Source organism: Rhodopseudomonas sp. RCAM05734, assembly GCF_052658035.1.
Map to the genome: position 1 here is coordinate 2836906 of NZ_CP199742.1, position 25835 is coordinate 2862740.

General features: G+C 66.2%; 24 protein-coding genes. 6 read left to right on the plus strand and 18 right to left on the minus strand.

Translation table 11 applies throughout. From position 1 onward, the window contains the following. The first annotated feature begins 19 nt into the window (after window positions 1-19). The 3 genes from ACUXVA_RS13450 to ACUXVA_RS13460 all read left to right on the plus strand — a co-directional run bounded on the left by ACUXVA_RS13450 (window position 20) and on the right by ACUXVA_RS13460 (window position 3517). A complete protein-coding gene (locus ACUXVA_RS13450) occupies window positions 20-2233 on the plus strand; it encodes a pseudouridine synthase (RefSeq protein ID WP_445492616.1) in 2214 nt (737 codons plus the stop codon). Window positions 2234-2456: 223 nt separating this feature from the next. Next, a complete protein-coding gene (rsmD, locus tag ACUXVA_RS13455; protein ID WP_265079848.1) occupies window positions 2457-3017 on the plus strand; it encodes a 16S rRNA (guanine(966)-N(2))-methyltransferase RsmD in 561 nt (186 codons plus the stop codon). A gap of 107 nt (window positions 3018-3124) precedes the next feature. Beyond that, window positions 3125-3517, plus strand: a complete 393-nt coding sequence (locus ACUXVA_RS13460; protein ID WP_445492619.1) for a VOC family protein — start codon at window positions 3125-3127, stop codon at window positions 3515-3517. A gap of 154 nt (window positions 3518-3671) precedes the next feature. On the opposite strand, the gene mutL is transcribed toward ACUXVA_RS13460, so the two are convergent. Beyond that, window positions 3672-5504, minus strand: coding sequence for a DNA mismatch repair endonuclease MutL (gene mutL, locus ACUXVA_RS13465; protein WP_445492621.1), 1833 nt, complete (start codon window positions 5502-5504; stop codon window positions 3672-3674). Between the two features lie 210 nt (window positions 5505-5714). Between mutL and ACUXVA_RS13470 the strand changes: the two genes are divergently transcribed. Then, the gene (locus tag ACUXVA_RS13470) at window positions 5715-6029 is read left to right on the plus strand and encodes a ribbon-helix-helix domain-containing protein (protein WP_265079845.1); all 315 of its coding nucleotides are present in this window, start codon (window positions 5715-5717) and stop codon (window positions 6027-6029) included. 181 nt (window positions 6030-6210) lie between these two features. Here ACUXVA_RS13470 and ACUXVA_RS13475 read toward each other — a convergent pair whose 3' ends face one another. From ACUXVA_RS13475 to ACUXVA_RS13490, 4 genes are read right to left on the minus strand one after another with little or no spacing between them, the layout of a single operon-like run. Then, window positions 6211-7779: a GMC family oxidoreductase gene (locus ACUXVA_RS13475; RefSeq protein ID WP_265079844.1), complete on the minus strand. Its 1569-nt coding sequence runs from the start codon at window positions 7777-7779 to the stop codon at window positions 6211-6213. Between the two features lie 35 nt (window positions 7780-7814). After that, entirely contained in the window at window positions 7815-8357 is a 543-nt protein-coding gene (locus tag ACUXVA_RS13480; RefSeq protein WP_445492624.1) for a gluconate 2-dehydrogenase subunit 3 family protein, read from the minus strand. 45 nt (window positions 8358-8402) lie between these two features. Then, window positions 8403-8798, minus strand: a complete 396-nt coding sequence (locus tag ACUXVA_RS13485) for a VOC family protein (protein WP_265079842.1) — start codon at window positions 8796-8798, stop codon at window positions 8403-8405. Next, window positions 8799-9119 (minus strand): c-type cytochrome, encoded by a 321-nt coding sequence (locus ACUXVA_RS13490; RefSeq protein WP_265083806.1) that lies wholly within the window; start codon window positions 9117-9119, stop codon window positions 8799-8801. Window positions 9120-9518: 399 nt separating this feature from the next. On the opposite strand from ACUXVA_RS13490, the gene ACUXVA_RS13495 reads away from it, so the two are divergent. Beyond that, window positions 9519-9857 carry a hypothetical protein gene (locus ACUXVA_RS13495; protein WP_265079841.1) on the plus strand — a complete coding sequence of 113 codons (339 nt, stop codon included), beginning with the start codon at window positions 9519-9521 and terminating at the stop codon, window positions 9855-9857. Between the two features lie 94 nt (window positions 9858-9951). Here ACUXVA_RS13495 and arfB read toward each other — a convergent pair whose 3' ends face one another. The 8 genes from arfB to ACUXVA_RS13535 form a co-directional block, all read right to left on the minus strand. Beyond that, entirely contained in the window at window positions 9952-10371 is a 420-nt protein-coding gene (gene arfB / locus ACUXVA_RS13500; RefSeq protein WP_265079840.1) for an alternative ribosome rescue aminoacyl-tRNA hydrolase ArfB, read from the minus strand. 262 nt (window positions 10372-10633) lie between these two features. Beyond that, the gene (locus tag ACUXVA_RS13505; protein WP_265079839.1) at window positions 10634-12085 is read right to left on the minus strand and encodes a M16 family metallopeptidase; all 1452 of its coding nucleotides are present in this window, start codon (window positions 12083-12085) and stop codon (window positions 10634-10636) included. Continuing rightward, window positions 12004-13392, minus strand: coding sequence for a M16 family metallopeptidase (locus tag ACUXVA_RS13510; RefSeq protein WP_445492627.1), 1389 nt, complete (start codon window positions 13390-13392; stop codon window positions 12004-12006). The genes ACUXVA_RS13505 and ACUXVA_RS13510 overlap by 82 nt, the downstream gene beginning before the upstream one ends. A 114-nt stretch (window positions 13393-13506) precedes the next feature. Then, on the minus strand, window positions 13507-14232 hold the full coding sequence (locus ACUXVA_RS13515) for a hypothetical protein (RefSeq protein WP_265079837.1): 726 nt from the start codon (window positions 14230-14232) through the stop codon (window positions 13507-13509). A gap of 90 nt (window positions 14233-14322) precedes the next feature. Further along, window positions 14323-14820, minus strand: a complete 498-nt coding sequence (gene lspA / locus ACUXVA_RS13520) for a signal peptidase II (protein WP_445492630.1) — start codon at window positions 14818-14820, stop codon at window positions 14323-14325. Next, window positions 14817-17813: an isoleucine--tRNA ligase gene (gene ileS, locus ACUXVA_RS13525; RefSeq protein ID WP_445492632.1), complete on the minus strand. Its 2997-nt coding sequence runs from the start codon at window positions 17811-17813 to the stop codon at window positions 14817-14819. The genes lspA and ileS overlap by 4 nt, the downstream gene beginning before the upstream one ends. Window positions 17814-18163: 350 nt before the next feature. Continuing rightward, entirely contained in the window at window positions 18164-18733 is a 570-nt protein-coding gene (locus ACUXVA_RS13530; RefSeq protein WP_265079836.1) for a sugar O-acetyltransferase, read from the minus strand. After that, entirely contained in the window at window positions 18730-19701 is a 972-nt protein-coding gene (locus tag ACUXVA_RS13535; RefSeq protein ID WP_265079835.1) for a bifunctional riboflavin kinase/FAD synthetase, read from the minus strand. The genes ACUXVA_RS13530 and ACUXVA_RS13535 overlap by 4 nt, the downstream gene beginning before the upstream one ends. Window positions 19702-19961: 260 nt before the next feature. On the opposite strand from ACUXVA_RS13535, the gene ACUXVA_RS13540 reads away from it, so the two are divergent. Beyond that, window positions 19962-20357 (plus strand): response regulator, encoded by a 396-nt coding sequence (locus ACUXVA_RS13540; RefSeq protein WP_265079834.1) that lies wholly within the window; start codon window positions 19962-19964, stop codon window positions 20355-20357. Window positions 20358-20535: 178 nt separating this feature from the next. Here the strand turns inward: ACUXVA_RS13540 and ACUXVA_RS13545 are convergent, their stop codons facing one another. The 5 genes from ACUXVA_RS13545 to ACUXVA_RS13565 form a co-directional block, all read right to left on the minus strand. After that, window positions 20536-21390: a TIGR01459 family HAD-type hydrolase gene (locus ACUXVA_RS13545; RefSeq protein ID WP_265079833.1), complete on the minus strand. Its 855-nt coding sequence runs from the start codon at window positions 21388-21390 to the stop codon at window positions 20536-20538. Window positions 21391-21405: 15 nt separating this feature from the next. After that, window positions 21406-22917, minus strand: coding sequence for an EAL domain-containing protein (locus ACUXVA_RS13550; protein ID WP_265079832.1), 1512 nt, complete (start codon window positions 22915-22917; stop codon window positions 21406-21408). 145 nt (window positions 22918-23062) lie between these two features. Beyond that, window positions 23063-24208, minus strand: a complete 1146-nt coding sequence (locus ACUXVA_RS13555; RefSeq protein ID WP_445492636.1) for a YihY/virulence factor BrkB family protein — start codon at window positions 24206-24208, stop codon at window positions 23063-23065. Beyond that, window positions 24208-24822: a phage holin family protein gene (locus ACUXVA_RS13560; RefSeq protein ID WP_265079831.1), complete on the minus strand. Its 615-nt coding sequence runs from the start codon at window positions 24820-24822 to the stop codon at window positions 24208-24210. Before ACUXVA_RS13560 ends, ACUXVA_RS13555 begins: the two co-directional genes overlap by 1 nt. A gap of 149 nt (window positions 24823-24971) precedes the next feature. Further along, window positions 24972-25712 (minus strand): sensor histidine kinase, encoded by a 741-nt coding sequence (locus ACUXVA_RS13565; protein WP_265079830.1) that lies wholly within the window; start codon window positions 25710-25712, stop codon window positions 24972-24974. Window positions 25713-25835 lie beyond the last annotated feature (123 nt).

Sequence of the window (25835 nt, forward strand, 5' to 3'; positions counted from 1 at the left end):
AGCTGCAGTGAGACCCTTCATGCCCCGCGACAACGACAGAAGCAACGGCCCCTCGCGCGGCCGACCGCCCGGCGGCAAGGGCGGCGGCACCGGACCGAGCAAGGGCCGCTCCGGCGCCGCCCGCGGCCCCGACAAGAAATTCGCCAAGCGCGACGGCACCTATGCGCCCAAGCCCCACGATGCCGGCGGCAGCGAGCGCAAGACCTACGGCGCAAAACCCTATTCCGGTCCGGGCAAGCCCTATGCCGGCAAGCGCGAAGGCGCGCCGCCGCGCCGCGACGACGACCGCGCCCCGCGCCGCGACTACGGCGACGCGCCGCGTCCGCGCTTCAACAAGGATGAGCGCCCGGCGCGCAGCTTTGGCGGCGACCGCCCGCAGCGCAGCAGTGGCGGAGATCGTCCGGATCGCGGCCCGCGCAAGGAGTTTTCCCCGCGCAGCGGCGGTGGCGAGAAGCGCCCGTACCAGTCGCGCGATGGCGGCGGCGAGAAACGTCCGTACACGCCGCGGGAAGGCGGCGGTGAGAAGCGGCCCTATACGCCGCGTGGCGATGCGCCGCGCGGCGAGCGTCCGAGCTTCAAGCGCGACGATGCGCGCAATGAGGGCCGTCCGGCGGCGCGTTTCTCCGACAAGAAGTTTGGCGACAAGAAGCCTTATTCCGCGCGCGATGGTGGTGGCGACAAGCGGCCCTATACGCCGCGCAGCGATGGTGATCGGCCGCGTCCGTCGGGCGATCGCCCGTACAGTGCTCGTCCGTCGCGCGACGGCGATCGTCCGTTCAGCGGCGGGCCGAAGAAATTCGGCGACAAGAAGTTTTCCCGCGGTGCGCCGGACCGTGGCGGTCCGCGCAAGAGCTTTTCGGACCGTGGCGATCGCGGCGAGAGCCGAGGCCCGGATCGCGGCGAGTCCAAGCCGTGGCAAAAGCGCGAGGAGGGCGGCCGCGATGCGCGTCCGGCGCGCGATGGCGCCCGCAGCTTCGACAAGCCGCGCTCTGACCGGCCGCGTGAGGATCGTCCCGCTGGCGACCGTCCGCGCTTCGAGCGTCCGCGCGAGGAGCGTCCAAAATTCGACCGGCCGCGCGAGCGTCCGAGCAATGATTTTCACGAGCATCCGCGCAACAACAGCGGCCTCGAGCGTCCGCGCCGCGAGAACGAGGATGACAGCCGCATCTTCGCCAAGCGTCCGGCCTTCGGCGGTCGTGGCGACTATCGCGAGCGCAAGCCCGAAGAGCGCCGTCCGCCACGCCCGCCCGCGCCGAAGAAGGCCGGCGAGCGCGTGGCAAAAGTGGTGTCGCGCGCGGGCCTGTGCTCGCGCCGGGATGCCGAGGAATGGGTCACCCAGGGCCGCGTCGCGGTCAACGGCCGTATCATCAATTCGCCGGCGCTCGATGTGACCACCCGCGACGTCATCACCGTCGACGGCAAGCCGTTGCCGGCGCCGGAGCGCACGCGGCTGTTCATGTATCACAAGCCGCGCGGCCTGATGACCACCCATGCCGATCCCGAGGGACGGCCGACGGTGTTCGACCATCTGCCGGAGCATCTGCCGCGGCTGATCTCCATCGGCCGACTCGATTTCAACACCGAAGGCCTGTTGCTGTTGACCAATGACGGCGGCCTCGCGCGTACGCTGGAATTGCCCGACACCGGCTGGCTGCGCCGCTACCGCGTCCGCGCCCATGGCGATGTCACCCAAAGCCAGCTCGATCAGCTCAAGCACGGCGTCGAGGTCGACGGCGTCAAGTACGGCTCCATCGACGCCAAGCTGGAACGCGACCAGGGCGCCAACGTGTGGCTGGTGTTCGCGATCCGCGAAGGCAAGAACCGCGAAGTGCGTAACGTGCTGGCGCATCTCGGCCTCGAGGTGAATCGCCTGATCCGGATTTCCTACGGCCCGTTCCAGCTCGGCGAGCTGGAAGAAGGCGGCGTCGAGGAAGTCAAAACCCGGGTGCTGCGCGAGCAGCTCGGCGAGAAGATTGCGGAAGCCTCCGGCGCCGATTTTGCGCGGCAGATTCCCAGCAAGGGCGATCCGTCGGACGATCCGATCATCGTCAAGAAGCCGGAGTTCAAGCGCTCCACCGTGGAGGACCGCAAGGGCCGCCGCGTGCTGGTGCAGCGCACCGGAAGCGACGAATCGCGGGCGCGCAACGAGGAAGAAGCCTCGGGCTACGGTCCGCCGAAGCGCCCCAAGCGCGGCTATCACGGCAAGCGCGATCTGAAGCCGCGCGACGAGTGAGCTGGCTGCGTGATGTCGATGCGATCGATTTTTTGTAGCGTTCCGACCGCAATGTCCCCTCCCCCCTTGCGGGGGAGGGTCAGGGAGAGGGGTGAGCCACAAGCGACATCGCCCGCGGCTCCCCCTCTCCCGTCTGCGCTGCGCGCAGCCACCCTCCCCCGCAAGGGGGAGGGGACCAAAACATGCAGGCCGCGGCTTTGTTACCAACGATGCGAGCCCTCTAATGCGCGTCGTTGGCGGGCGGCTGAAGGGCCGCAACATTGCGTCACCGCAGACCCAGGCGATCCGCCCCACGGCGGACCGGCTGCGCGAGGCGCTGTTCAACATCCTGATCCATGCCTACGACAATCCGGTGCTCGACGCCCGCGTGCTCGACCTGTTCGCCGGCACCGGCGCGCTCGGTATCGAGGCGGTGTCGCGCGGCGCCGGCTTCACGCTGTTCGTCGACAACGGCGCCGAGGCGCGCGCGCTGTTGCGCAACAATGTCGAGGCGCTCGGCCTCGGCGGTGTGACCAAAGTGTATCGCCGCGACGCCGCCGATCTCGGGCCGGCGCATCCGGTCGAGCCGTTCAGCCTCGTGTTTCTCGATCCGCCCTATCGCATGAAGCTCGCCGAGAAGGCGCTGGCGTCCTTGCGAGACGGCGGCTGGCTGACGCCGGACGCGCTACTGGTGGTCGAGGAGCACAAGGCCGCCGGCTTCGTCGCGCCGGACCGCTTCGAAGAACTCGAACGCCGCGCCTATGACGACACCGAGTTCACGTTTTTGAGGTTTGCCAATACGTAGATCGTAGGATGGGTAGAGCGCAGCGAAACCCATCTTCTCCTGGTGCTCGCTACTGATGGGTTTCGCTGCGCTCTACCCATCCTACAAGAAACGTTGAGGAGAGCTTGATGTCCGTCACGCCGAACTACACTTGGGATCATGTCCATATCCGCACGCCGAATGTCGAAGCCACCGCGCAGTGGTTTGCCGACATGCTCGGCGCCGAGATCGTGCGTGCCCCGGGCCGCGTCAATATCAAGCTGGGCGACGCCATGATCTTCCTCGCGCCGGTCACGCCCGACATGGGCGTCAATCCGCCGCCGGTGACGCCGTATCAGGGGCTGGATCATTTCGGGCTGAGCGTGACCGATATCGACGCGGTCGCGGCCTCGTTGAAGGCCAAAGGCGTCGAGTTCACCAAGGAGCCGTTCACGCTCAATCCAGGGGTGCGCATCTGCTTCATCCGCGCGCCGCAGGGCGTGTCGATCGAATTGCTGGAGCGCAACGAGAAGTATCAGTGAGCGTTGGGGGACGCGCCTGCCTCACACAGGCTGTCATGCCCCGCGAAAGCGGGGCATCCAGTAGACACAAGTATCGCGTAAATCACTGACGCCGCCGGATACTGGATCGCCCGCTTTCGCGGGCGATGACAGCCGAGTTTGCGGCGCGAAAAATTCATCTCCGCCCGAACAGTTTCTCGATATCCGCCAGCTTGAGCTCCACATAGGTGGGGCGGCCGTGGTTGCACTGGCCGGAGTTCGGCGTGTCTTCCATTTCGCGCAGCAGCGCGTTCATTTCCTCGGGCCGCAGCCGGCGGCCGGAGCGCACCGAGCCGTGGCAGGCCATGGTGGCGGCGACGTGCATCAGCCGGCGCTCCAGTGGCAAAGCTTCATCCCATTCCGCCATGTGCTCGGCGAGATCGCGCAGCAGCGCGCCGGCATTGGTCTTGCCGAGCAGCGACGGTGTCTCGCGCACCGCGATGGCGCCGGGGCCGAAGGAGTCGATGGCGAGGCCGAACGACGCCAGTTCCTCGGCGCGGTCGACCAGCTTCTCCACGGTGCTCTCGTCCATCTCGACGATCTCCGGAATCAGCAGCAATTGCCGCTGCACGCCGTTGCGAGCGATCGAGGCCTTGAGCTTCTCGTAGACGATGCGCTCGTGGGCGGCATGCTGGTCGACCACGATCATGCCGTCGCGGGTCTGCGCGACGATGTAGTTCTCGTGGATCTGCGCCCGCGCGGCGCCCAGCGGCCGGTCGATCAGGTCTGGATCGGGGGCCACCTCGAAGCGCACATCGGCGGAGGGGCCGCCGACATCGAAGGCGGCCTGGCCGGGTTCGGCAAGGGCCGCGCTGCCATCGAAGGATGGCATCGGGCCTGTCGCATAGTTGGCCGGATAAGACGGCGACGCCCGCCAGTCCCAGTTGGTTGCCGGGCGCGGCGGAAAATTCGGCGCGAAGTTGGGGCGGAACGAGGCCAGCACCGCGCCGTCGCTGTTGGCGGCGGTGCGACGCCCCTCGCGGGCGAGGCCTTCCTTCAGCGCGTGCACGATCAGTCCACGCACCAGCCCGGCATTGCGGAAGCGCACCTCGGTCTTGGCCGGATGCACATTGGCGTCGACCTCCTGCGGGTCCAGCGTCACGAACAGCGCCACCACCGGATGCCTGTCGCGCGGCAGATAATCGGAATAGGCGGCGCGCACCGCGCCGATGATCAGCTTGTCGCGCACCGGCCGGCCGTTGACGAACAGATACTGGCCGAGCGCATTGGCGCGGGTCAGCGAGGGTGCTGCGGCAAAGCCTTCCACCACCACGCCTTCGCGCTCGGAGCGGACCTCGATGGCGCTGAGGCGAAACTCGGCGCCGAGGATATCGCCGAGCCTTGTCAGTTGGCCCGCGGGGCCGGGCAGTGCCGCCGCCCAGGTCACCGGTGCGCGCTCTTCGCCGGCCATGGAGAAGGCGATGTCCGGCCGCGCCATGGCAAGGCGGCGGATGACCTCGCGGATCGCTTCGGCCTCGGTGCGGTCGGTCTTGAGGAATTTCAGCCGCGCCGGCGTCGCATAGAAGAGATCGCTGACCTCGACGCGGGTGCCCTTGGTCAGCGCGGCCGGCACGATGGGTGCCTTGACGCCGCCCTCGACGCTCATCGACCAGGCATGCGGCTCGCCGGCGTGGCGCGTCGTGATCCCGAGCCGGGCCACCGCGCCGATCGACGGCAGCGCTTCGCCGCGAAAGCCCAGCGTGCGGATCGCCAGCAGGTCCTCGTCGTCGAGCTTCGAGGTGGCGTGGCGGTCGACCGCTAGCGTCAGATCGGCATGGGTCATGCCCCCGCCATCGTCGGTGATGGCGATCTTTCGCCGGCCGCCGCCGTCGGTGAAGATGTCGATGCGGCTCGAGCCGGCGTCGATGGCGTTCTCGACCAGTTCCTTGACCACGCTGGCCGGGCGCTCCACCACCTCGCCGGCGGCGATGCGGTTGACGATCATTTCGGGCAGCTGGCGGACGGGCATGGCGCGACTCTGGGGGCGGGCGCCCAATTTAGGCGGTTTTATCGGGCTGCGGGAGGGGCAGGCAGGATCTCTCCCCGCTGTTATCGCGCCGAGTTCCGTTCCCCGGACGTGGTGCAGCGCGTCCAGAACACGGACACAGCGAATTTATTGTGACGGCGCGCCGCCCGGTATATCGTTTGGAAAAGCTCTAAAAAACACGGGAAAAACGCCATGTGCACGCTGTTCGCCCATCAGCCGTCGCGCGACTACGAATCGCAAACCCGCTCCTTGCGGATCGGCGGCCATTCCACCTCGATCCGGCTGGAAATGTCGTTCTGGGACACGCTGGAGGAGATTGCCGCGCAGCAGGGCCTCAGCCTGGCGAAGTTCTGCACCACCTTGCACGACGAGGTGCTCGATCATCGCGGCGAGGTCAGCAATTTTGCCTCGCTGCTGCGCTGTTCCTGCCTGATCTACCGCTCGCGCGCGGCGTCGGCCGCTGTCGGCGCCTTCGACGCCACCCAGATGCTGGACGCAGCGGAGTAGGGGCGACGGTTTTCAACCGTGTCCCGGACGCGGTGCAGCGTTCTTACGCTGCTCCGCAGATCCGGGACCTTACCAAGCTCGGAGCCTGAGGCGGTCCCGGATCTGCAGTGCACTACGCCGCCGAGAGGCGTCGCATTGCACTGCGTCCGGGACACGAGTCCCATGAGCTATGTTCGCTCCCTCAAATATCCTTCTTCTGCATCGCGCCGGCGATGTGGTCGGCCTGGCGGATCGCCAGTGCGACGATAGTCAGGGTCGGGTTGCACGCCGCGCCCGATGTGAACTGGCTGCCGTCGGAGACGAACAGGTTCTTGATGTCGTGGGTCTGGCCGAACTTGTTGACCACGCCGTCCCGCGCCTTAGCACTCATGCGGTTGGTGCCCATGTTGTGCGTGCTCGGATAGGGCGTGGTCGGATAGGTGACGGTGGCGCCGATCGCCTCATAGACCGCCGCGCCCTGTCGGTAGGCGTGGTCGCGCATGGCGATGTCGTTGGGGTGGTCGTCGTAATGCACGCTGGCGACCGGCATGCCGAACTTGTCCTTGGCCTTGGGATCCAGCGTGATGCGGTTGGTTTCCTGCGCCATGTCCTCGCCGACCAGCCACATCCCGGCCATCCGCGGATATTGCTCCATGGCGCTGGTGAACGGCCGACCCCAGGCGCCGGGATTGAGGAACGCCGCCATGAACGGCAGGCCGAGCGACAACGTCTCCATCTCGTAACCGCCGAGGAAGCCGCGTGACGGATCGTGCCGCGCCTCGTCGCGGATGATGCCGGCCATGGTGGTGCCGCGATACATGTGCACCGACTTCTCGAATGCCGCATAGACGCTGCCGGTCATGTGCCGCATGTAGTTGCGGCCGACCTGGCCGGAGGAGTTGGCAAGGCCGTCGCTGAAGGTGCTGGAGGCGCTATTGAGCAGCAGGCGCGGGCTCTCGATCGAATTGCCGGCCACCGCGATGATGCGGGCCTTCTGGCGCTGCGTCTTGCCGGCATCGTCGGCATAGACCACTGCGGTGACCTTGCCGGAGGCGTCGTGCTCGATCTTCAGCGCCATGCAGCCCGGTCGCACTTCGAGATTGCCGGTGGCTTCGCCCTTCGGGATTTCGGTGTACAGCGTCGACCACTTGGCGCCGGACTTGCAACCCTGGAAGCAGAAGCCAATCTGCTGGCACGAGCCGCGCCCGTCGCGCGGCTCGCTGTTGATTGCCATGCGGCCGGTATGGACCTCCTTGTAGCCGACCTTCTTAGCGCCGGCTTCCATGACCTTGTAGTTGTTGTTGCCGGGCAGGCCGGGGATGTTGTTGGTGCGCGTCACGCCCATCTTGTTCTCGGCGCGGGCATACCACGGCTCCAGCTCGGCGAGCGTGATCGGCCAGTCCAGCAGGTTGGCGCCGGGCACGTTGCCATAGACGCTGCGGGTGCGGAATTCATGCTCGTCGAAGCGCAGCGACGCGCCGGCCCAGTGCACAGTGGAGCCGCCGACCGACTTGACGATCCAGGCCGGCAGGTTGGCGAAGTCTTTTGCGACGCGCCACGAGCCCGAAGTGGTGCGCATGTCGGTCCAGGCGAGCTGCGTGAAGCTCTCCCATTCGTTGTTGACGAAGTCCTGGATTTCGTTGCGCGCGCCGGCCTCCAGGATCACCACCTTGATGCCCTTCTGCGCCAGTTCATTGCCGAGCGTGCCGCCGCCGGCGCCGGAGCCGACGATCACCACCACGCCATCGTCATTGAGATCGAATTTAGCCATGCTGTATCCTCCCAACCTTTGTTGCGCGATGTCGTTCAGGCCTTCGGCAGCCAGTCGATGTCGTTGAAGCCGCGCTTGATGTAGCCGCCATGCTCGGCCGAGGAGCCCTCGTAGCCGAATTTCGGCCACAGCTGCTCCTGGTTGTAGAGCGACACCACGAGGTCGCCGCGCAACGTCTTGAAGAACGCGGTCTGTTCGATGCCCTGCAGCAGCACGACGCGATCGGCCTCCCACGGCACCTGTGTATAGGCGACCTTGTGGCGGTCCTTGGCGTCGGCATCGAGCCGGCGCACGCCGTCTTCCAGCATCGCCTTGACGGCAGGATCGGCGGCGGCCTTGCCATCCCACGGCTTGATGGCGGTGATGTAGTAGCTGTCGCCGAGGAAATCGTGCGGATAGATATCGCGCGCCACTTTGACCATGGTTTTCAGGGTCGCGGGCGCCAGCGCGGTGGCGTCGGCGGCCCAGGCATCCTCGATGCCGGCGGCGCCGATCGCGGCGGCTACGGGCACTGCGGTCGCTGCGCCCTGAAGAAAGATCCGGCGGCTGTACTGGCTGCGTCGATCAACTTCTCTCATATGATCCTCCCTGAAAGTATTTTTATAATCTTGGTCGTTGAGCTGCTATCCGAAACGTCCGCCCTTCTCGATCACCTCGATCTTGTAGCCATCTGGATCGGTGGCGAAGAAGAACCGCGCCATCGTGCGGCCGTCATGCTTGAAATCGCGCAGCGGTCCCGGCGACAGCTTTTCACGTTCGAAGCGCGCGTGCTCCGCATCGACGTCGTCGACGACGACGGCGAGATGGCCGTAGCCGTCGCCGATCACATAGGGCTCCTTGCGGTCGAAATTCACCGTCAGTTCCAGCTCGAACGGCGAGGAGGGGTGGCGCAGATAGATCAGCGCGAAGTCGGGCCATGCCAGTCGCTCGGCGATTTCAAGCCCGAAGGCTCGGGCGTAAAAATCCAGCGCACGGGCTTCGTCGAGCACGCGGATCATCGAATGCACAGGCTTGGCCATTCAGTTCAGTCCCTTGAGATAGTTGATGACGGCGGCGCGAATCTCCGGCTTCGACTGGCGGTAGGCCATGTTGCTGCCGGCGACGACCGCCTGCGGATTGGTGAGCCAGGCATCGAGCCGGCTTTCGTCCCAGACGAAATGCGCCTGCGCCAGCCCCGCCGAATAGCGAAAGCCGTCCTGCTTGCCGGCCTCGCGGCCGATCACGCTCGCCAGCGACGGTCCCTGGCGCGGCGGGTCGGCCAGATTCGTGGTATGACATGTGGCGCATTGCTGCTTGAACAAAGCGGCGTCATCGAGCGGCTTGGCGGATGGCAGCGCCATCTGCGCGACGGCCATGTCGATCGACAGCAGAGCGCTGCAAAATGCCAGTGTCGTCGGAACAATCGTTCGCCGCATCATGCTCACCGTTCTTTGCAGCAAGCTTAGGTCGCGTCATCCGGCCAGTGGTAGTAGCCGGCTGTTGTGAGCAGAACAAAGCGAAACTGCAGGGAGCGGGCGCGGCAGTGAGACCCGGATCGGCACCGGGCTTTGCCGCATATAAGACGGAGCCCCACAAAACCATCGCGAAATGACCGCTCTGTCTCTCAATTGCGGACACAGCCGGCGGCTTCCATGGCCATGCGTCCCCGCGACAGACGTTCGTGCGTGACGGTGCCGTAACATGCGGGCGGCGCAACCATCCGCGGCACCATTCATCGCGCGACATTCCAGGAGAAGCGAATGAAGATTGTAAAAACTTCGGCGATCGCACTCACCCTCTCGGCCATGCTGGCCGGCCCGGTTCTGGCGCAGGGCGCCGCATCGGGGACACATACCGGCGGAACCGTGCAGCAGGGCGGCGCGATGCAGCGCGGCGGCGCGGCGGGAGGCGCCGACACTGAACTCAATGCCGCGACGCCCGGCGGCAAGGCGGGCGCAGGCGCGGCCACCAAGGGCACGGTCGGCTCCGGCAATGGCGGCATGGCCCGCGGCACCGCCGGCGCCACCGGCAGTGCAGCTCCCAACGCCGCGCCCAACGGGTTGGGAGCCGGCGATCCCGCCGCAGGGACCAAACGATAGCAGGTCGCGATCATGCTCTAACAATCGCGCGCGGTCGGGCCGCGCGCGTCTCAACGGCTCTCCCGCAAGGGAGGGCCGCTTTCGTCTGTGAGGATCAGTCGTCAAACCCGCCGGAGCCGCGCTTCGATTTGACGTCGCTGCGGCGCTTCTTGCCTTCGAGGCGGCGGGTCTTGGAGCCCAAGGTCGGCTTGGTCGGCCGCCGGGTGACCGGCCGGAATGCCGCCTCGGCCAGCAGTTCGGTGAGCCGCTCGATCGCGTCGGCCTTGTTGCGCTCCTGGGTGCGGAAGCGCTGGGCGTGGATCACGATCACGCCGTCCTTGGTCATGCGCTGCCCGGCGGCCACGCGCAGCCGGATCGCCATATCCTCGGGGATATTCAGCCGCTTGGAGTCGAAGCGCAGTTGCGCCGCGGTGGAGACCTTGTTGACGTTCTGCCCGCCCGGACCGGAGGCGCGCACGAACGTCACCTCGATGTCGTTCTCGTCGATGGACAGGTTTCGCGCAATTCGCAGCATGGGTCACCGGCGCACTCCCGGGATGGGAATCGACGGGAGCAGGATAGCGGAGTTTCGAATTGTTTGCGCCAAGCAGCAGGGGCGTTCCCCGGATACTGTGCAACGCGCTGCACTTGCAGCGTGGTGCGCCGCTGATCCAGGGGCCCCGGTATCGCTTCAAAGAAAGCGGGATCCCGGATCTGCGGAGCAGCGTTTCGGCCGATGCTGCGCATCGTCGCTCACGCCGCACCGCGTCCGGGAAACCAGCCGGCGCCAGTCCGCCTCAGTTCGCCTTCGGTGCCGGGGCCACCGGCTCTGCCGCTGCGGCCTGGGCGCGGCCGACGCTGACGGTGAGCAGGCCATCGCTCCACAGCCGCTTCGCTGCGGCCTTGGCCTGGTCGAGGGTGACGGCATCGACGATGGCGTTGCGCTTGTCGATATAGTCGATGGGCAGCTTGTCGAGCTGGTACTGCAGCAGCGCGGACGCGAGCTTCGAGGAGGTGTCGAGCGCCAGCATCTGCGAGCCCTTGAGATAGGACTTTGCCTCGTCGAGCTCCTGCTGCGTCGGACCTTCCTCGGCCATCCGCTTCACTTCGCGGTTGATGGTGTCGACGGTCTCGGTGGCGCGGTCGGCGCGGGTCGCGGTGTTGCCGATGAAGATGCCGGAATGCGCCATCCACAGCAGCGAGCCGTAGACGGAATAGACCAGGCCGCGCTTCTCGCGCACCTCGTGATACAGCCGCGACGACAGCGTGCCGCCGCCGAGAATGTGGTTGACGATATAGGCGGCCATGAAGTTGGGGTCGTCGCGCTTTAGGCCCGGGCTGCCGAAGGTCACCACGGTCTGCGGCACGTCGAGCGCGATCGACACGCGCTGCGGCGGTTTGGCGGCGACGATGTCCGGCACTGCAGTGAGTTCGGCCTTGGCCGGCAGCCCGCCAAAGGTCTGGTCGAGCAGCTTGCCCAGCGTGGCGGCGTCGATATCGCCGACCACGGCGACGCGCAGCGTGTCCTTGGCCACGACGCGGCGCTTGTAGTCCCTGATGTCGTCGACAGTGATGGTCGGCACGCTGGTCAGGGTGCCGCCGGGCTGGCGGCCATAGGGATGCTCGCCGAACGCCACTTCGAGGAATTTGCGGCTGGCCAGCGAGCCGGGAGTGGAGCTCTCGCGGCGCAGGCCGGACATGATCTGGGCGCGGATGCGCTCGACATCGGGGGCATCGAAGCGCGGCACGGAGAGCGACAGCCGCAGCAGGTCGAAGGCCTCGTCGCGGTTCTCGGTCAGCATGCGCAGCGAGCCGCGCAGGTAATCGCGGTTGGCGCTGTAGCTGAGCTCGATGGCGCGGCGCTCGAGCCGCTCGTGGAAGGTCTTGGAATCCAGATCGCCGGCGCCCTCATCCATCAGGCTGGCGACCATGTTGCTGACCCCCGGCTTGCCGGCGGGGTCCTGGGTGGCGCCGCCGCCGAAGGCGTATTCCATGGCGATCAGCGGCACGGTGGCGTCCTGCACGAACCACGCCTGGATGCCGCCCGGCGACACCAGGTGCTGGATCTTCGCGGCAGCCTGCGACGGCGTGGCCGGGAACAGGGTTCCGAGCGCGAGGCCGGTGGCGGCGATCAGCGCAACGCGACGGGTGAGATGGATGCTGTGCTTCACGACCGCTTCTCCTCGCGCTTCGGCGCGGTGGTGTCCTTGACCAGATAGCCGGTAACCGAGCGCTTCTTGTCGAGCCATTTTTCGGCTGCGGCGCGCACCTGTTCGGCGGTGACGGCGCGGATGCGATCCGGCCAGGCGCGGATGTCGTCGACGGTGAGGCCGGTGGTCAGCGCCGCGCCGTACCAGCGCGCCAGCGTCGCCTGGTTGTCCTGCGCATAGACGGCCTCGGCAATCGGCTGCGTTTTGACGCGCTCCAGATCCGCCGACGGCGCCGGGTTCACCGCCATGCCTGATATTACCGCGTCCATCGCCTTTTCCACGTCGGCGAATTCGACGCCTGGCTTGGGCGATGCCGAGATCATGAACTGCGCACTGTCCAGCGCCGTGCCCTGGTAGCCGGCGCCGGCGTTGACCGCGAGCGGCTTGTCGATCACCAGCGCACGATAGAGGTAGGAGTTGCTGCCGCCACCCATCGGCTGCGCCAGCACGTCGAGCGCCGCACTTTCACCCTTCGCCGCGGTGGTGGCCGACGGCACCAGGTAGGAGCGCCGCAGGCTGGTCTGTTCGACGCGCGGGTCGGCCAGCGTCACGGTGCGCGGACCTGCAGGTGTCGGCTCCTGCGGACGGATGCGATGCGCCGGGATCGACGGCTGCGGCGCGACCGCGCCGAAGGTACGCTCGGCCAGCGGGCGGACCTCGGTGGCGTCGACGTCGCCGGCAATCACCAGCGTGGCGTTGTTGGGCGCGTAGAAGCGCTTGTAGAAGGCCAGTGCGTCCTCGCGGTCGAGCTTCTCGATCTCCGAGTGCCAGCCGATCACCGGGCGTCCGTAGGGATGGTTGAGATAGAGCGCGGCCATGATCTGCTCGGACAGACGCGCATCCGGGCTGTTGGCGACGCGCATGTTGTATTCTTCCAGCACGACGTCGCGCTCCGGCAGCACGTTCTCGTCCTTGAGCACGAGGCCGGACATGCGGTCGGCCTCGAACTCCATCATCTTGCCGAGCTGGTCCTTGGTGACGCGCTGGAAGTAGCCGGTGTAGTCGGTGGAGGTGAAGGCGTTCTCGCTGCCACCGACGCGCTGCACCGTCTGCGAGAACTCGCCGGCCGGGTGTTTCGCGGTGCCCTTGAACATCAGGTGTTCGAGAAAATGCGCGAGGCCGGACTTGCCGGCGGTCTCGTCGGCCGAGCCGACCTTGTACCAGACCATCTGCGTCACCACCGGGGTGCGATGATCGGGGATCACCACCACCTGCATGCCGTTGCCGAGGGTGAAGGTGGTGGGTCGCTCCGAAGTCACGGTCTGGGCGCTCGCGCCGGCGATCGGGGTCAGCAGCAGTGCCAGCGTGGCGAAGGATCGCAAGGCGAGTCGGGATGATGGTGACATGGCGGGGCTAGCAGCTCCTCGGCGCAGTTTCGCGATCTCGCCGCACGCATTCGCGCGCGCAAGCCGATCGCCATGAAATGATTAAAGGGGGAGAGTGGCGCAACGGCGCCGCGCTCAATACTTGCCCGTCATCGGGTTGATGTCGGCCGAATTGCGCATGACTTCCTTCGGCCCGGTACCATAGGCGTAGTTGGGCGAAGGGGTCTGGTAGCCGACCGGAGGCTGCGTCAGCTCGCCGCGTGACGGCTCGCCCTTGAACTCCGCGGTCTCGCTCTTGTTGCCGCCGCCGAACATGTTCTTGAACATGCCGCCTTCATAGCCAAGCTGCTTCGGACTCAGCACGATGTTCTTGTTGGGGTCGCCCGGAGAGCTGACGTCGTTGGCCGTCGATGTCCTGCGCACACGCTTCGGGGCCATCTCGGCCGGGGTCAGCGGGCGCGCGGAAGTGAGCGCGGTTTCGCCTGGCGCGTATTTATCGTTAGCGCCGGCAGCCGCGGCCTTGCGCGCGGCAACGTCGGGATCCTTCGGCCAGTTCGGCACCTGAAGCTTGGCCGAGCTGTCGGGCGGCGGCAGGTCGATCTTGGGCGGCACCACCAGCGGCGAGCGCTCGCGATAATCGATGCCCTGGTTCTCCATGTTCGTGCCGCCGAGGCCGCTCATGATATTCTTGATGACCTTGTCTTCGAAGCTGGTCTGGTCTTCCTCGTCGTCCTGGGCGCGGGCCATCCCGGTGGACAACACACAGCCGAGTGCGAGGGTGACGGCGGCCAGCCGCGCGGTGCGCTGCAGCGCACCCGATGAGATCCGCAACCTCCAACCGTTCTGTTCGGTCTCGCGCATCGCGTTCATCCTGTTCAGTTTTCCGGCGGGGCGCCGACCGGCAGCTCCGCTTGTGCGGTATCGCCCCGCACCCGCCCGTATCTGCCGTGATCAGGGCGCTTTTGCGGCGGGTGTCCCGAAGAACGAGTCATACAGCAGGGCCGCAACCCCGGCAACGATGGCGCAGTCGGCAAGGTTAAACACGTACCAGTTCCAGGTTTTTCCCGAGATCTGGACGTGCAGCAGGGCGAAGTCGACCACCGCGCCCCAGGCGAAGCGGTCGATGCCGTTGCCGATGGCGCCGCCGATGATCAGCCCCAGCGCCACGGTGGCCAGCCGGGTGGTCGATTTCGCCATCCAGATCGCCAGCACCACGATCGCCACCGCCTTGACCGCCACCAGCACGGTCTGGCCGGTGGCGCCGGATTCGGCGAACCAGCCGTAGCTGATGCCGGTATTCCAGGCCAGCACCAGGTCCAGGAACGGCGTCACCGCCACCGCGCCGCGGCGGCCGAGGTCGAACACGAACAGCAGCCAGAGTTTCGAGGCTTGGTCGAGGATCAGGGCAGCGACCGCGGCGAGGATGCCGGAGCGGAGCAGGGGGGTCACACGGACACCCCCAGCGCCTTCCATTCGCGCAGCGCCTGGGCGTCGCGCGGGGTGACGTCGGGATATTCGGCGTCTTCGCCCACCGTCGGCAGGATCTTCCACGACCGCGCGCATTTGGTGCCGATCGCCTTCTCCACCACCACGGCGACGCCGGAGACGTCGTTGAGGGTGAAGGCGCCGGCCGGCGCGTCGTCATTGGTCATCATGGCGTTGGACGTGATGAACACCTCGGCGAGATCGATATCGGCGAGGATGCCGAATGTCGCCTTGTCGGACACATACAGCAGCGGCGAGGCCTCCAGCGACGAGCCGATGTTCTTGGCGGCGCGTTCGACCTCCAGCGCGCCGGTGACCACGCGGCGGACGTTGCGGATGATCTCCCACTTCGCGGCCAGCGCGTCGTCGCGATACTGGCCGAGGCCTTCGGGAAATACCGTCAGATGCACCGAGGGCTCGGCATCGGGCCTGTACATCCGCCAGGCTTCTTCCGCAGTGAAGGACAGGATCGGCGCCAGCCACTTCAGGATCGCATTGCACAGCATGTCGATCGCCGTCAGCGCCGCCTTGCGCGTCACCGATGACGGCGCGTCGCAATACAGCGTGTCCTTGCGGATGTCGAAATAGAACGCCGACAGTTCGGTGTTCATGAAGGTCGACAGCGAGGCTACGACGGTCTTGTAGTCGAACGTCTCGTAAGCCTTGCGCACGATGGCGTCCTGCTCGGCCAGTGCGTGCAGCATCAGTCTTTCCAGCTCGGGCATCTCGTCGAACGCAACGGCGTCGGCCGGCTTGAAGTGAGCCAGCGTCCCGAGCATCCAGCGAACGGAATTGCGTAGCTTGCGATAGGTCTCGATGGTGGTCTTGAGGATTTCCGGGCCGATGCGCTGGTCGTCGGCGTAGTCGGTGGCGCAGACCCAGAGGCGCAGGATGTCGGCGCCGGATTGCGCGATCACCTTCTGCGGCTCGACGGTGTTGCCGACCGACTTCGACATCTTGCGGCCGTTCTCGTCGAGGGTGAAGCCGTGGGTCAGCACGATGTCGTAGGGCGCGCGGCCGCGGGTGCCGCAGCTTTCCAGCAGCGACGACTGGAACCAGCCGCGATGCTGGTCGGAGCCTTCCAGATACATCACGGTGTCGTCGCCGCCGTCGACCTTGCGGTGGATGCCGGCGAGGCCCGGGAAGTTCTGCCGGTCTTCGAGCACGAAGGCGTGAGTGGAGCCGGAGTCGAACCAGACGTCGCAGATGTCGTCGACCTTTCTCCATTCCTCCTTGGCGCGCTCGCCGAGGAAGCGCTCGCGCGCGCCTTCGGCATACCAGGCGTCGGCGCCCTCGCTCATGAAGGCTTCCGCGATCCGCAGATTGACGGTCTCGTCGATCAGGATCTCGGCGGAGCCGTCGCCCTTCTCGCGCACGAACACCGCGATCGGCACGCCCCAGGCGCGCTGCCGCGAGATCACCCAGTCCGGCTTGGTGTTGATCATGCCGTTGATGCGGTTCTGCCCGGCCGCCGGCACCCATTGCGTGACCTTGATGGCCTCGAGCGCGCGATGGCGCAGGGTGTCGCCCGGTTTCGCCTTGCCGTCGTCGACGATGTCCTTGTCCATCGCGATGAACCATTGCGGCGTGTTGCGATAGATCACCGGCTTCTTGGAGCGCCAGGAATGCGGATACTGATGCTTCAGCCGCGAGCGGGCCAGCAGCATGCCGGCCTCCATCAGCGCCTTGATCACCGCCTCGTTGGCGTCGCCCTTTTCGCCCTTGTCGTTGATCACCCGCTTGCCGGTGAAGCCCGGCGCCTGCGCGGTGAGCGCGCCATTCTCGTCGACCGTGTAGGGGATAACAGAACTGATGCCACGCGCCTCGAGCGCGCGCGCATTTTGCATCCAGATATCGAAATCCTCGCGGCCGTGGCCGGGCGCGGTGTGCACGAAGCCGGTACCGGTATCGTCGGTGACATGGTCGCCGTCGAGCAGGGGGACGGTGAACTCATAGCCGCCGGCAAAGCCCGCCAGCGGATGGCGGACTTCCAGCGCGTCAAGGATCCCGGAGTCGACATCGCCGCTCTTTTCATATGCGGTGACGCGGGCCTGCTTGAACACGCTCTCGGCCAGCGCGTCGGCAAGGATCAGCAGTTCGCCGGGCTTCACCCAGTTGTCGTCCGGCGCCTCGGTGACCTTGTAGAGGCCGTAGGCGATCTTGTTGGAGAAGGAGATGGCGCGGTTGCCGGGCAGCGTCCATGGCGTGGTGGTCCAGATCACCACCGACGCCTTGGCGAGCCTGCCGAACTCCGCCTTGACTGGAAACTTCACCCACACCGTATCCGACGTATAGTCCTCGTACTCCACTTCGGCTTCCGCGAGCGCGGTCTTTTCCACCACGCTCCACATCACCGGCTTGGAGCCGCGATACAGCGTGCCGTTGGCCGCGAACTTCATCAACTCGCGGGCGATCTGCGCTTCCGCGAAGTAATCCATGGTGGCGTAGCGGTGGTCCCAGTCGCCGATGATGCCGAGCCGCTTGAACTCGGTGCGCTGCACGTCGAGCCACTTGCCGGCATAGGCCCGGCACTCCTTGCGGAAGGCGATCATCGCCGCCGCGTCCTTGAAGTCCGGCTTCGGCTTGCCCTTGGAGCGGTAGTTCTCTTCCTCGATCTTCCATTCGATCGGCAGGCCATGGCAGTCCCAGCCCGGCACGTAGTTGGAATCGAAGCCGAGCATCTGCTGGCTCTTGGTCACCACGTCCTTGAGGATCTTGTTGAGCGCGTGGCCGATATGGATGTTGCCGTTGGCATAGGGCGGGCCGTCATGCAGCACGAATTTCGGCTTGCCCTTCGACTGCTTCCGCAGGCTGCCGTAGAGGTCGATCTCCTGCCAGCGCTCGAGCACTTTCGGCTCGGCCTGTGGCAGGCCGGCGCGCATCGGAAACTCGGTCTGCGGCAGGTACAGGGTCTTGGAATAGTCGGTGGTCTCGGGTTTCGCTGAAGTGTCGGACATGAAGGCTCTGGCTCGGCTAAATGGCGCGGAAACGCGTGGGGGACGCGATGAACGGCAACGATCCCGGTCTTGCGCCGAGCAATGCTCAGGCGGAAGCCGGGCCGATAATGCGGATGATGGGGCGCCGTGCAGACATCCCGCACTCAATAGCAGCCGGCGGGGGGAAGCGCAAAGGCTTGAGAGGGCTTGGGCAGCAGTCTGGGAGGGCCCTGGAGCCGTCATCCCCGCCGAAACGCAATTGCGCTTCGGCGGGAGGTGCCGAGCGCAGCGAAGGCCTCGAAGGACGACGGCGGGCCGCTCGGACGGCGCCGAACAGCATCCTTCGAGGCTGGCCGAAGACGGCGAGCGCCTCAGGATGACGGTTGAGTTTGTTTCAATACCTTGGCCGGATTGCCGCCGACAATCGCCCCCGGGGCGACATCCCTTGTCACCACGCTGCCGGCGCCGATCACCGCGCCATCGCCGATGGTCACGCCGGGGACGATAATGGCACCGCCGCCGATCCAGACATCGGCGCCGATGCTGACCGGGCGGCCGAATTCGAGGCCCTCGGCCCGGGTTTTGGCGTCGCGCGGGTGGTCGGCGGCATAGATCTGCACCGCCGGCCCGATCTGGGTGCGGTCGCCGATGGACACCGTGACGACGTCCAGGATCACGCAATTGAAGTTCAGGAACACCCCGTCGCCGAGGCGGATATTGTAGCCGTAATCGCAAAAGAACGGCGGGCGGATCACGCAGTCATTGCCGACCGCTCCGAAATGCGCCTTCAGCAGCGCCAGCCGCTCCTTGACCGGCCGGTCGAGCACGGCGTTGTAGGCGGCCAGCCAGGCCTTGTTGGCCTTCTCGTCGGCGCTCAGCTCGGGCGAGCCGGGACGATACAGCTCGCCGGCCAGCATTTTCTGTTTCTCGGTCCTGCTCATCCCACCACTCCCAGCTTCGGAAATGCATCCGGGGCCGCTGCCAGTGCGGCGCGGGCTTTTGCGCTGTCGTCGTTCATCTGGCGGATCAGCGGCTCGATGCCGTCGAATTTCAGCTCGTCGCGGATGAAGGCGATGAAGGCCACATCCAGCGTGGTGCCGTAGAGGTCGCCGGCAAAATCGAACAGGAAGACCTCCAGCAGCGGTGCGCCGTTGTCGAAGGTGGGACGGCGGCCGAAGCTGGCGACGCCGTCGAAGCGCTCGGAGCCGCGGCCGACCCGCACCGCATAGATGCCGTGCTTCAGGCCGCAACTGGCGGGCAGGCGGATATTGGCGGTGGGATAGCCGAGATCACGGCCGAGTTTCTTGCCGTGGATCACCTCGCCGGTGACGAACCAGGGCCCGTCGAGCATCCGGGTGGCCTCGGCGAGCTCACCCTCGGCCAGCGCCATGCGGATGGCGGTGGACGACACCGGGCGCTCGTCAATGTCGATATGCGGCTGCACGTCGACCTCGATGCCCAGCCGCGGCGCCTCGGCAACCAGCAAGGCGGGGGAACCGACCCGGCCCTTGCCGAAATGGAAGTCGTAGCCCACCGCGATGCCGCCGATGCCGAGCCGGCCGATCAGGTCATGGTGAATGAAGTCTTGCGCGGTGGTGCCGGCACGGCCCTTGTCGAAGGTCATTACCACCGCCCCGGCGAGGCCGGTGCCCGCCAGCAGCCGCAGCTTGGTGGTCTCGTCGGTCAGCCGGAATTGCGGCGTGTTGGGGCTGAAATAGCTGCGCGGATGCGGCTCGAAGGTCACCGCCAGCGCCGTTGTCTTATGCAGCTTCGACATTTCCAGCGCGGCCTGGATGACCGCGCGATGGCCAAGATGGACGCCGTCGAAATTTCCCATCGCCACCACGCATCCCCGGGGGATGGCGGCGGCTGGCGTGGTGTCGCGGATGACGCAAAAGCTTGATGTCATGATGGGATTCGGGATCATTGCGGCGGGCGCGGGACCGTGGCGCACTGCCGGCCGGGAAGTCAAGCCGGCGCAGATCTTGGGGGTTGTTCGAGTTTTAGGTATTCGTTGCCGGGGGGCAGTTAACGCGCTGTTTAACCACAGGTGCTAATCCTTCAGCGGGCTGCGGAAGACAATTTCGCTGTCGATCCAGCGCCCGGACGTATTTGCCTCTCTGGCATCTATTCCAGTGTGTTTTGCGCGTCGTATCAGGGGGAATGAAGATGGCGGTTGATTTGTCGATGACGGTGCTGGTGGTGGACGACTATAACACCATGATCCGCATCATTCGCAATCTTCTGAAGCAGCTGGGATTCGAACACATCGACGATGCCAGCGATGGCTCGATGGCGCTCGACAAGATGCGCACCAAGAAATACGGCCTGGTGATTTCCGACTGGAACATGGAGCCGATGACGGGCTACGACCTGCTCAAGGAAGTCCGCGCCGATCCCAACCTGTCGCAGACCCCGTTCATCATGATCACCGCGGAATCCAAGACCGAGAACGTGATCGCCGCCAAGAAGGCCGGCGTGAACAACTACATCGTCAAGCCGTTCAACGCGGCGACGCTGAAGACCAAGATCGAGGCCGTGTTCCCCGACACCGTGCCGGCGTAAGGCGCCCCTTTTCCCGGACGCGCTGCGGCATTCCTACGCCGCTGCGCAGATCCGGGATCCCTGTCCAATCAAATAAAGCTGGCCCCCGGATCAGCGGCGCACCACGTCGCAAGAGCGACGCGTTGCACTGCATCCGGCGAACGCGTCTGAGCGTGCGTCGAAGCCCCGTTTCGTCGCCCTACCACTTCAATTCCCGCATCAGCGCCTTTGGCGGGGTGCCGAACAGCTCCTTCACCGCCGCAGGCTCCATCCGCTCGATGCCTTCGAACTCGCCGGCGTGAATGCCGCGGGTGATGAACAGGCAGTCGATGCCGAATGCGTGGGCGCCGGTCAGGTCGGTGCGCACGGAATCGCCGATCGCCAGCACCCGGTCGAGCGGCGTATCCAATCCACGTTTGGCCTTCGCCAGCGCCATGGCCTGGTCGTAGATCGGCCGGTGCGGCTTGCCGTAGAACACCACGTCGCCGCCGAGTTCGCGATACAGTTCGGCAATGGCGCCGGCGCAATAGATGAGGCGGTCGCCGCGCTCGACGATGATGTCGGGATTGGCGCAGACCAGCGTCAGCTTGCGCGCCAGGGCCTGCTGCATCATCTCGCGATAGTCTTCCGGCGTTTCGGTCTCGTCGTCGAACGGACCGGTGCAGACGATGTAGTCGGCCTGTTCCAGCGGCGCGAACCTGGCATCGAGCCCGCGATGGATCGAATTGTCGCGGTCCGGGCCGATCCAGTACATCGACTGGCCGAGCCGGCTGGTGACGAAATTGCGGGTCAGGTCGCCGGACGAGACGATGGCATCGTAGACATCGTCGGCGACGCCGAGTTTCCGCAATTGCCGCTGCACCGAATCCGCAGGACGCGGCGCATTGGTGATCAGGATCACCGTGCCGCCCTGCGCACGAAACGTGTGCAGCGCCTCGCAGGCCTCGGGGAACGACTCCAGGCCGTTATGAACGACGCCCCAGATATCGCTGAGCACGACATCGACGCCGGCGACGAGGTCGCGCAGCTGCGCGACAAAACGCAATGTGGTCATGAGAAGGATTGCCGATCAGTTCGGGCCCGTGGCGCGGCGCGCCAGTGCAGCATTGCCGGTGGTGCGCGGCGGCTCGGACCGGGCCGGCTCGATTCTGGGTTCTGACTTGATCTCAGGCTTGATCTCAGTTCTGGCAGGCTTGGCTGAACCATTGGTATCCTGTGGCGCGTGGGTGGACGGCTTCGCGGAGCCGCCGCCATTCGGCTGCTCCGGCCGCAGCGGACGGGGCGCCGCGAACAGAAACCCTTGCCCGAAGCGGACGTCATAGTCGAGCAGATCGATGACCGCGCGCTCGCCCTCGATACGCTCGGCGATCAGATCGATGCCGAAGCGGCCGAGCAGGTCGGACAGGTCGGCCGGATGGATGTCCGCCGTAGAACTCTGCTTCGGGTCGAGCAGCAGGGTTGCCGGTACCTTGATAAAGCGCACGCCGCGATCGGCCAGTTCGCGCGGCTCGATCCGGAGATCGGCGACATGGTCGATGGAGAAACGGTAGCCGCGCTGCGCAAGGGCTGCCAGATGCTCGCTCTCCACCGGGCCGAGGTTGCGGAAGGTGGCGTGCTTGAATTCAAGCACGAAGGACGAGGCCAGCGCACGGTTGGCCTCGAGGAAATCGATGCATTGCGCGAAGGTCTCGGCGTTGGACAGCGTCACCGAGGCGATGTTGCAGAACACGCCGACGTCCTTGTTGCGGACCATCAGCCGGCGCAGCACCTGCATGCAGCGAAGCATCACGGTGTGATCGATCTGCGCCATGACCCCGGCGGATTCCGCCGCGGCGATGAAATCGTCGGCGACGATGATCTGGTCGTTTGCGTCGCGCAGCCGGGTCACCGCCTCGTAGAAGCGCACCTTGCGCTGCGGCAGCGTCACCATCGGCTGCAGATAGATGTCGATGCGGTTCTCCGCGACTGCGGCCTTCACCGTCGCCATCAGCTGCGCATCGCTGGGTGCCGCGGCCGGGACCGTCGCGGTCGTGGCCGGCTTGTCGGCGATCACGCTGACGGTGTCTTCGGCGACAATGGCGGCTGGAGGCTGCTCGACGGCTGCGACCTTGTCGGCGGGGCTCGGCGGCGCCACCGGAATGTAGGCCGTCGGCGCCGAGACGGCGACAGCCGGCTGGGTCGCAAGCATGTCCTCGTGGTTGGCCACCGAACTGGCGAGTTGCTGGACCAGCGTGCCGAGCTCGTTGATCTCGCCGATGACAGACTGGATGCGATCCTGACCGGTGGCGTTGACGGCGGCAATCTTGCCCTCGACGGCGGCGAGACGGCGACCGAATTCCGCGATCTGGCGCGCCAGGTCGGCGGTGCCGCGCGAGAGGTCGCCGATCTGGCTGCTGGTTTCGCTGCGATCCTGCAGCCGGGTCGAGATGGCGCCGTAGAGAATCAGCAGGGTCAGCGCCGTCAGGGCGATGATCGCCGACTGCGACGCGCTGACGCCGGCCCCGGCATACAGCACCATGCCAAGCGAGGCCGCGACCAGCACCATGCAGATGGTGATGAACATCGTGGAGATGCGAATCATGACGCGCGCAACATCCTCAGGCCTGTCTCCGGGTGTCCGCGAGAAGCCATGCAGGATCGCATAAGCCCATCGCTTTCCGAAGCTTAGCATTATTGCTGATTCGGAAAGCCGCGTTGTGGCGCCGCAACCGCGCCGTGCACGGAAATCAGGCGGTGGCGCGGCCCAGCGTGTCGGCCATGGCGGCGCCGCGCGCCCCCATCGGCAGGCCCGGTCCGACGGTGGTATCCACCGCCGTCTGGTGCTCGATCTCGGAGTTCAGCTCGGCGCCGTACAGCACGATGATGGCCGACATCCACATCCACATCATCAGGCCGATCGCGGCCCCCAGCGATCCGTAGGTGGCGCTGTAGTTGCCGAAGTTGGACAGATACCACGACAGCAGCGAGGAGCCGGCAATCCACAGCAGCGCCGCGACGACGGTGCCGACGCCCAGCCACTGCCAGCGCGCTCCGGGCCGGCTCGGGCCGAAGCGATAGAGAATGCCGAGTGCCAGCAGCAGCAGCACCAGCAGCACCGGCCAGCGGGCCAGGCTGATGATGATCTTGCTGTCGTAAGCGAGGCCAATTCTGTCGAGCGTCAGCGGCAGCGCCACCACCGCGCCGACCATCAGCAACAATGCCGCGATGGCCCCGGTGGTGAAGGCCAGCGACAGCAGGTTCAACTGGATGAAGCTGCGCTTCTCGCGCTCGCCATAGACGACGTTCAGCGCGTCGATCACCGCCTTGACGCCGGCATTGGCGCTCCACAACGCCAGTGCGAGACCGAACAGGAAGGTGAGGCCGAGGCTGGTCTGGCCGTTGCCGAGCACGCGCGCGATCTGATCCTGCACGATCTGGAACGAGCCGTCCGGCAGCATGTAGGCCAGCGTCTGCAGGTTGTCGGCGATGGTCGCGGGGTTGGCGAACAGGCCGTAGCAGGAAACCAGCGCGGTGATCGCCGGAAACACCGCGAGCAGGCCGAAGAACACCACGCCGGCGGCAATCGCCAGCAGGCGATCCTCATTGGTGCGGTCATAGGTGCGCCACAGGATGTCCTTCCAGCCGGCCGCCGGGATCTGCAGCGGCGTCTCCGAAAAGCGGCCGCGGCCACGCTGGGCCAGTTCGCGGGTGAACGTCGCGGGCGGCGGCACGCCGGTATCGCCGATCTGCGGCGGCACCTCGCCGGCCGGCGGATCGGCCGGCGCCGCCGATGCGGCCGACGCCCCATACCAGCGCTGCAGGGTGAGGGCGATGAAGGCGGTGGCGGCGATCAGAACCAGGCTTTCGGCGGTGCCGGATCGTCGGGCGGGCATCAGGCGTCAGCTTCGGCCACAGGTCTCGCCATGGGCTGTCTGCCCAGCGAACGGCGCCGGGCGAGCGCCCAGCCCATCAGGGTGGCGGCCACCACCAGCCCGGCCTTGGTGGCGGTGGAGGGTTGCACCGGGGCGTGAAGGCGTTGCTGCGATGACGGGCGGAATTCGGCAGCCGGGCTCGGAGACGTCCGCAGCACGCCGGTGGCCGTATCGCGCGCGGTGTCGGCGCGGTCGGGCTGCGGGCTGGCATTGACCGCAACCCGCAGCCGGCTGCCGAGGCTGACGATCGGCCTGGTCTTCTGATTTAGCCGGCTGGCGGCCGCGGCCGCGCAAATGATCGCGAGAACGAGCAGCACCGCGGCGCTGGCGCCGAACGCCTCGAACAGGCCATAGCGCAGCTCGACCCAGCGAAACAGCGCGGCGACGCCGACCAGCAGCAGCGCGATGGCGAAGATTCCGGCCGCGGCGTAGAGGCCTGCGGCGACCCCGTAGGACACCACGGCACCCTGGCTCTGTGCCATCCGGTCGCGCGCATAGGATTCGGTGGCGCGTTTGACTCGACTGATTTTGATCGCCAGCCCCGTCCGGATCAGGGCACTTGCGAGTGGATGCATGGTCGGATTCCTCGGTTCATCAAACGGCGCCGAAAACGGCAGCCCGGCGGATGAACGAGGAGGCGCGGCGAAGGTTCCAGGGGGAGAAGGCGTGTGGATGGTCTCGTGGCGCTCACGCCGCCCATGGGCGCCGCATCTTTAGTTTGAGCCTATTCGGGTGCTTTCACGGAGCCCAGTGGCACGTCCAGCGTGTAGACGAAACCTGTGGGCTCATAGGCCAGCGTCACCTCGCCCTTGAGCTGCTTGCCGAGGGTTTCCATCAGCCGGGTGCCGAAGCTGCGGCGGGTCGGAGGATGCACCTTTGGGCCGTCGGTTTCGGTCCAGGTCAGCCGCAGCCGCTCTGTCACCTCGTCGACAGACCACGCGATACTGACCCGGCCGGCCGGCACCGACAGCGCGCCGAATTTGGTGGTGTTGGTGCACAATTCGTTGAGGGTCATGGCCAGCGCCAGCACCGCGCCGGAGGTGATCTCGATCGACGGTCCGTGCTGCGAAAACCGGTTGCTGCCCTTGCTGTCATAAGGCTCGGTGGCGCCGCGTACGATGGTCGCCAGGCTGGCGCTCGACCAGCGCGCCTGCAGCAGCAGATCGTGGGCGCGGCCCAGCGCTAGCAGCCGGCCTTCGATCGCCTGCTGGCCATGCTCGATGGAGGTGGCGTTGCGCAGGCTCTGCGAAGCGATGGCGCTGACAGTGGCCAAAGTGTTCTTGATGCGGTGGTGCAATTCCTCCAGAATCAGCTTCTGCAGCTTCTCGGCCGCCTCGCGTTCGCGGGCGTCGATGCCGACCTGGGCCAGCAGCGCCTGGGCGTCGATGTTGGCCTGCTCCAGCAGCAGCCGCAGGCCGGTATTCTCGGCCTTGAGAAAATCCTGGGGCAGACTCGGGCCAGACATCGGTTCGCATTTTCCGGAGGTATTTTGCTACGTCGTTCGCCCGACATTACGGCGGTTCGGAGGTCCGGGGTAAGAAATCTTTCCGCTACCTCAACGGGCCAATCCGGCTGCCGGAGGTGCGGC

Coding starts and splice junctions, on each gene's coding strand:
- ACUXVA_RS13450 (WP_445492616.1), top strand. CDS start 20: ATGCCCCGCGACAACGACAGAAGCAACGGCCCCTCGCGCGGCCGACCG.
- rsmD (WP_265079848.1), top strand. CDS start 2,457: ATGCGCGTCGTTGGCGGGCGGCTGAAGGGCCGCAACATTGCGTCACCG.
- ACUXVA_RS13460 (WP_445492619.1), top strand. CDS start 3,125: ATGTCCGTCACGCCGAACTACACTTGGGATCATGTCCATATCCGCACG.
- mutL (WP_445492621.1), bottom strand. CDS start 5,504: ATGCCCGTCCGCCAGCTGCCCGAAATGATCGTCAACCGCATCGCCGCC.
- ACUXVA_RS13470 (WP_265079845.1), top strand. CDS start 5,715: ATGTGCACGCTGTTCGCCCATCAGCCGTCGCGCGACTACGAATCGCAA.
- ACUXVA_RS13475 (WP_265079844.1), bottom strand. CDS start 7,779: ATGGCTAAATTCGATCTCAATGACGATGGCGTGGTGGTGATCGTCGGC.
- ACUXVA_RS13480 (WP_445492624.1), bottom strand. CDS start 8,357: ATGAGAGAAGTTGATCGACGCAGCCAGTACAGCCGCCGGATCTTTCTT.
- ACUXVA_RS13485 (WP_265079842.1), bottom strand. CDS start 8,798: ATGGCCAAGCCTGTGCATTCGATGATCCGCGTGCTCGACGAAGCCCGT.
- ACUXVA_RS13490 (WP_265083806.1), bottom strand. CDS start 9,119: ATGGCGCTGCCATCCGCCAAGCCGCTCGATGACGCCGCTTTGTTCAAG.
- ACUXVA_RS13495 (WP_265079841.1), top strand. CDS start 9,519: ATGAAGATTGTAAAAACTTCGGCGATCGCACTCACCCTCTCGGCCATG.
- arfB (WP_265079840.1), bottom strand. CDS start 10,371: ATGCTGCGAATTGCGCGAAACCTGTCCATCGACGAGAACGACATCGAG.
- ACUXVA_RS13505 (WP_265079839.1), bottom strand. CDS start 12,085: ATGGCTCGACAAGAAGCGCTCGGTTACCGGCTATCTGGTCAAGGACAC.
- ACUXVA_RS13510 (WP_445492627.1), bottom strand. CDS start 13,392: ATGTCACCATCATCCCGACTCGCCTTGCGATCCTTCGCCACGCTGGCA.
- ACUXVA_RS13515 (WP_265079837.1), bottom strand. CDS start 14,232: ATGCGCGAGACCGAACAGAACGGTTGGAGGTTGCGGATCTCATCGGGT.
- ileS (WP_445492632.1), bottom strand. CDS start 17,813: ATGTCCGACACTTCAGCGAAACCCGAGACCACCGACTATTCCAAGACC.
- ACUXVA_RS13530 (WP_265079836.1), bottom strand. CDS start 18,733: ATGAGCAGGACCGAGAAACAGAAAATGCTGGCCGGCGAGCTGTATCGT.
- ACUXVA_RS13535 (WP_265079835.1), bottom strand. CDS start 19,701: ATGACATCAAGCTTTTGCGTCATCCGCGACACCACGCCAGCCGCCGCC.
- ACUXVA_RS13540 (WP_265079834.1), top strand. CDS start 19,962: ATGGCGGTTGATTTGTCGATGACGGTGCTGGTGGTGGACGACTATAAC.
- ACUXVA_RS13545 (WP_265079833.1), bottom strand. CDS start 21,390: ATGACCACATTGCGTTTTGTCGCGCAGCTGCGCGACCTCGTCGCCGGC.
- ACUXVA_RS13550 (WP_265079832.1), bottom strand. CDS start 22,917: ATGATTCGCATCTCCACGATGTTCATCACCATCTGCATGGTGCTGGTC.
- ACUXVA_RS13555 (WP_445492636.1), bottom strand. CDS start 24,208: ATGCCCGCCCGACGATCCGGCACCGCCGAAAGCCTGGTTCTGATCGCC.
- ACUXVA_RS13560 (WP_265079831.1), bottom strand. CDS start 24,822: ATGCATCCACTCGCAAGTGCCCTGATCCGGACGGGGCTGGCGATCAAA.
- ACUXVA_RS13565 (WP_265079830.1), bottom strand. CDS start 25,712: ATGTCTGGCCCGAGTCTGCCCCAGGATTTTCTCAAGGCCGAGAATACC.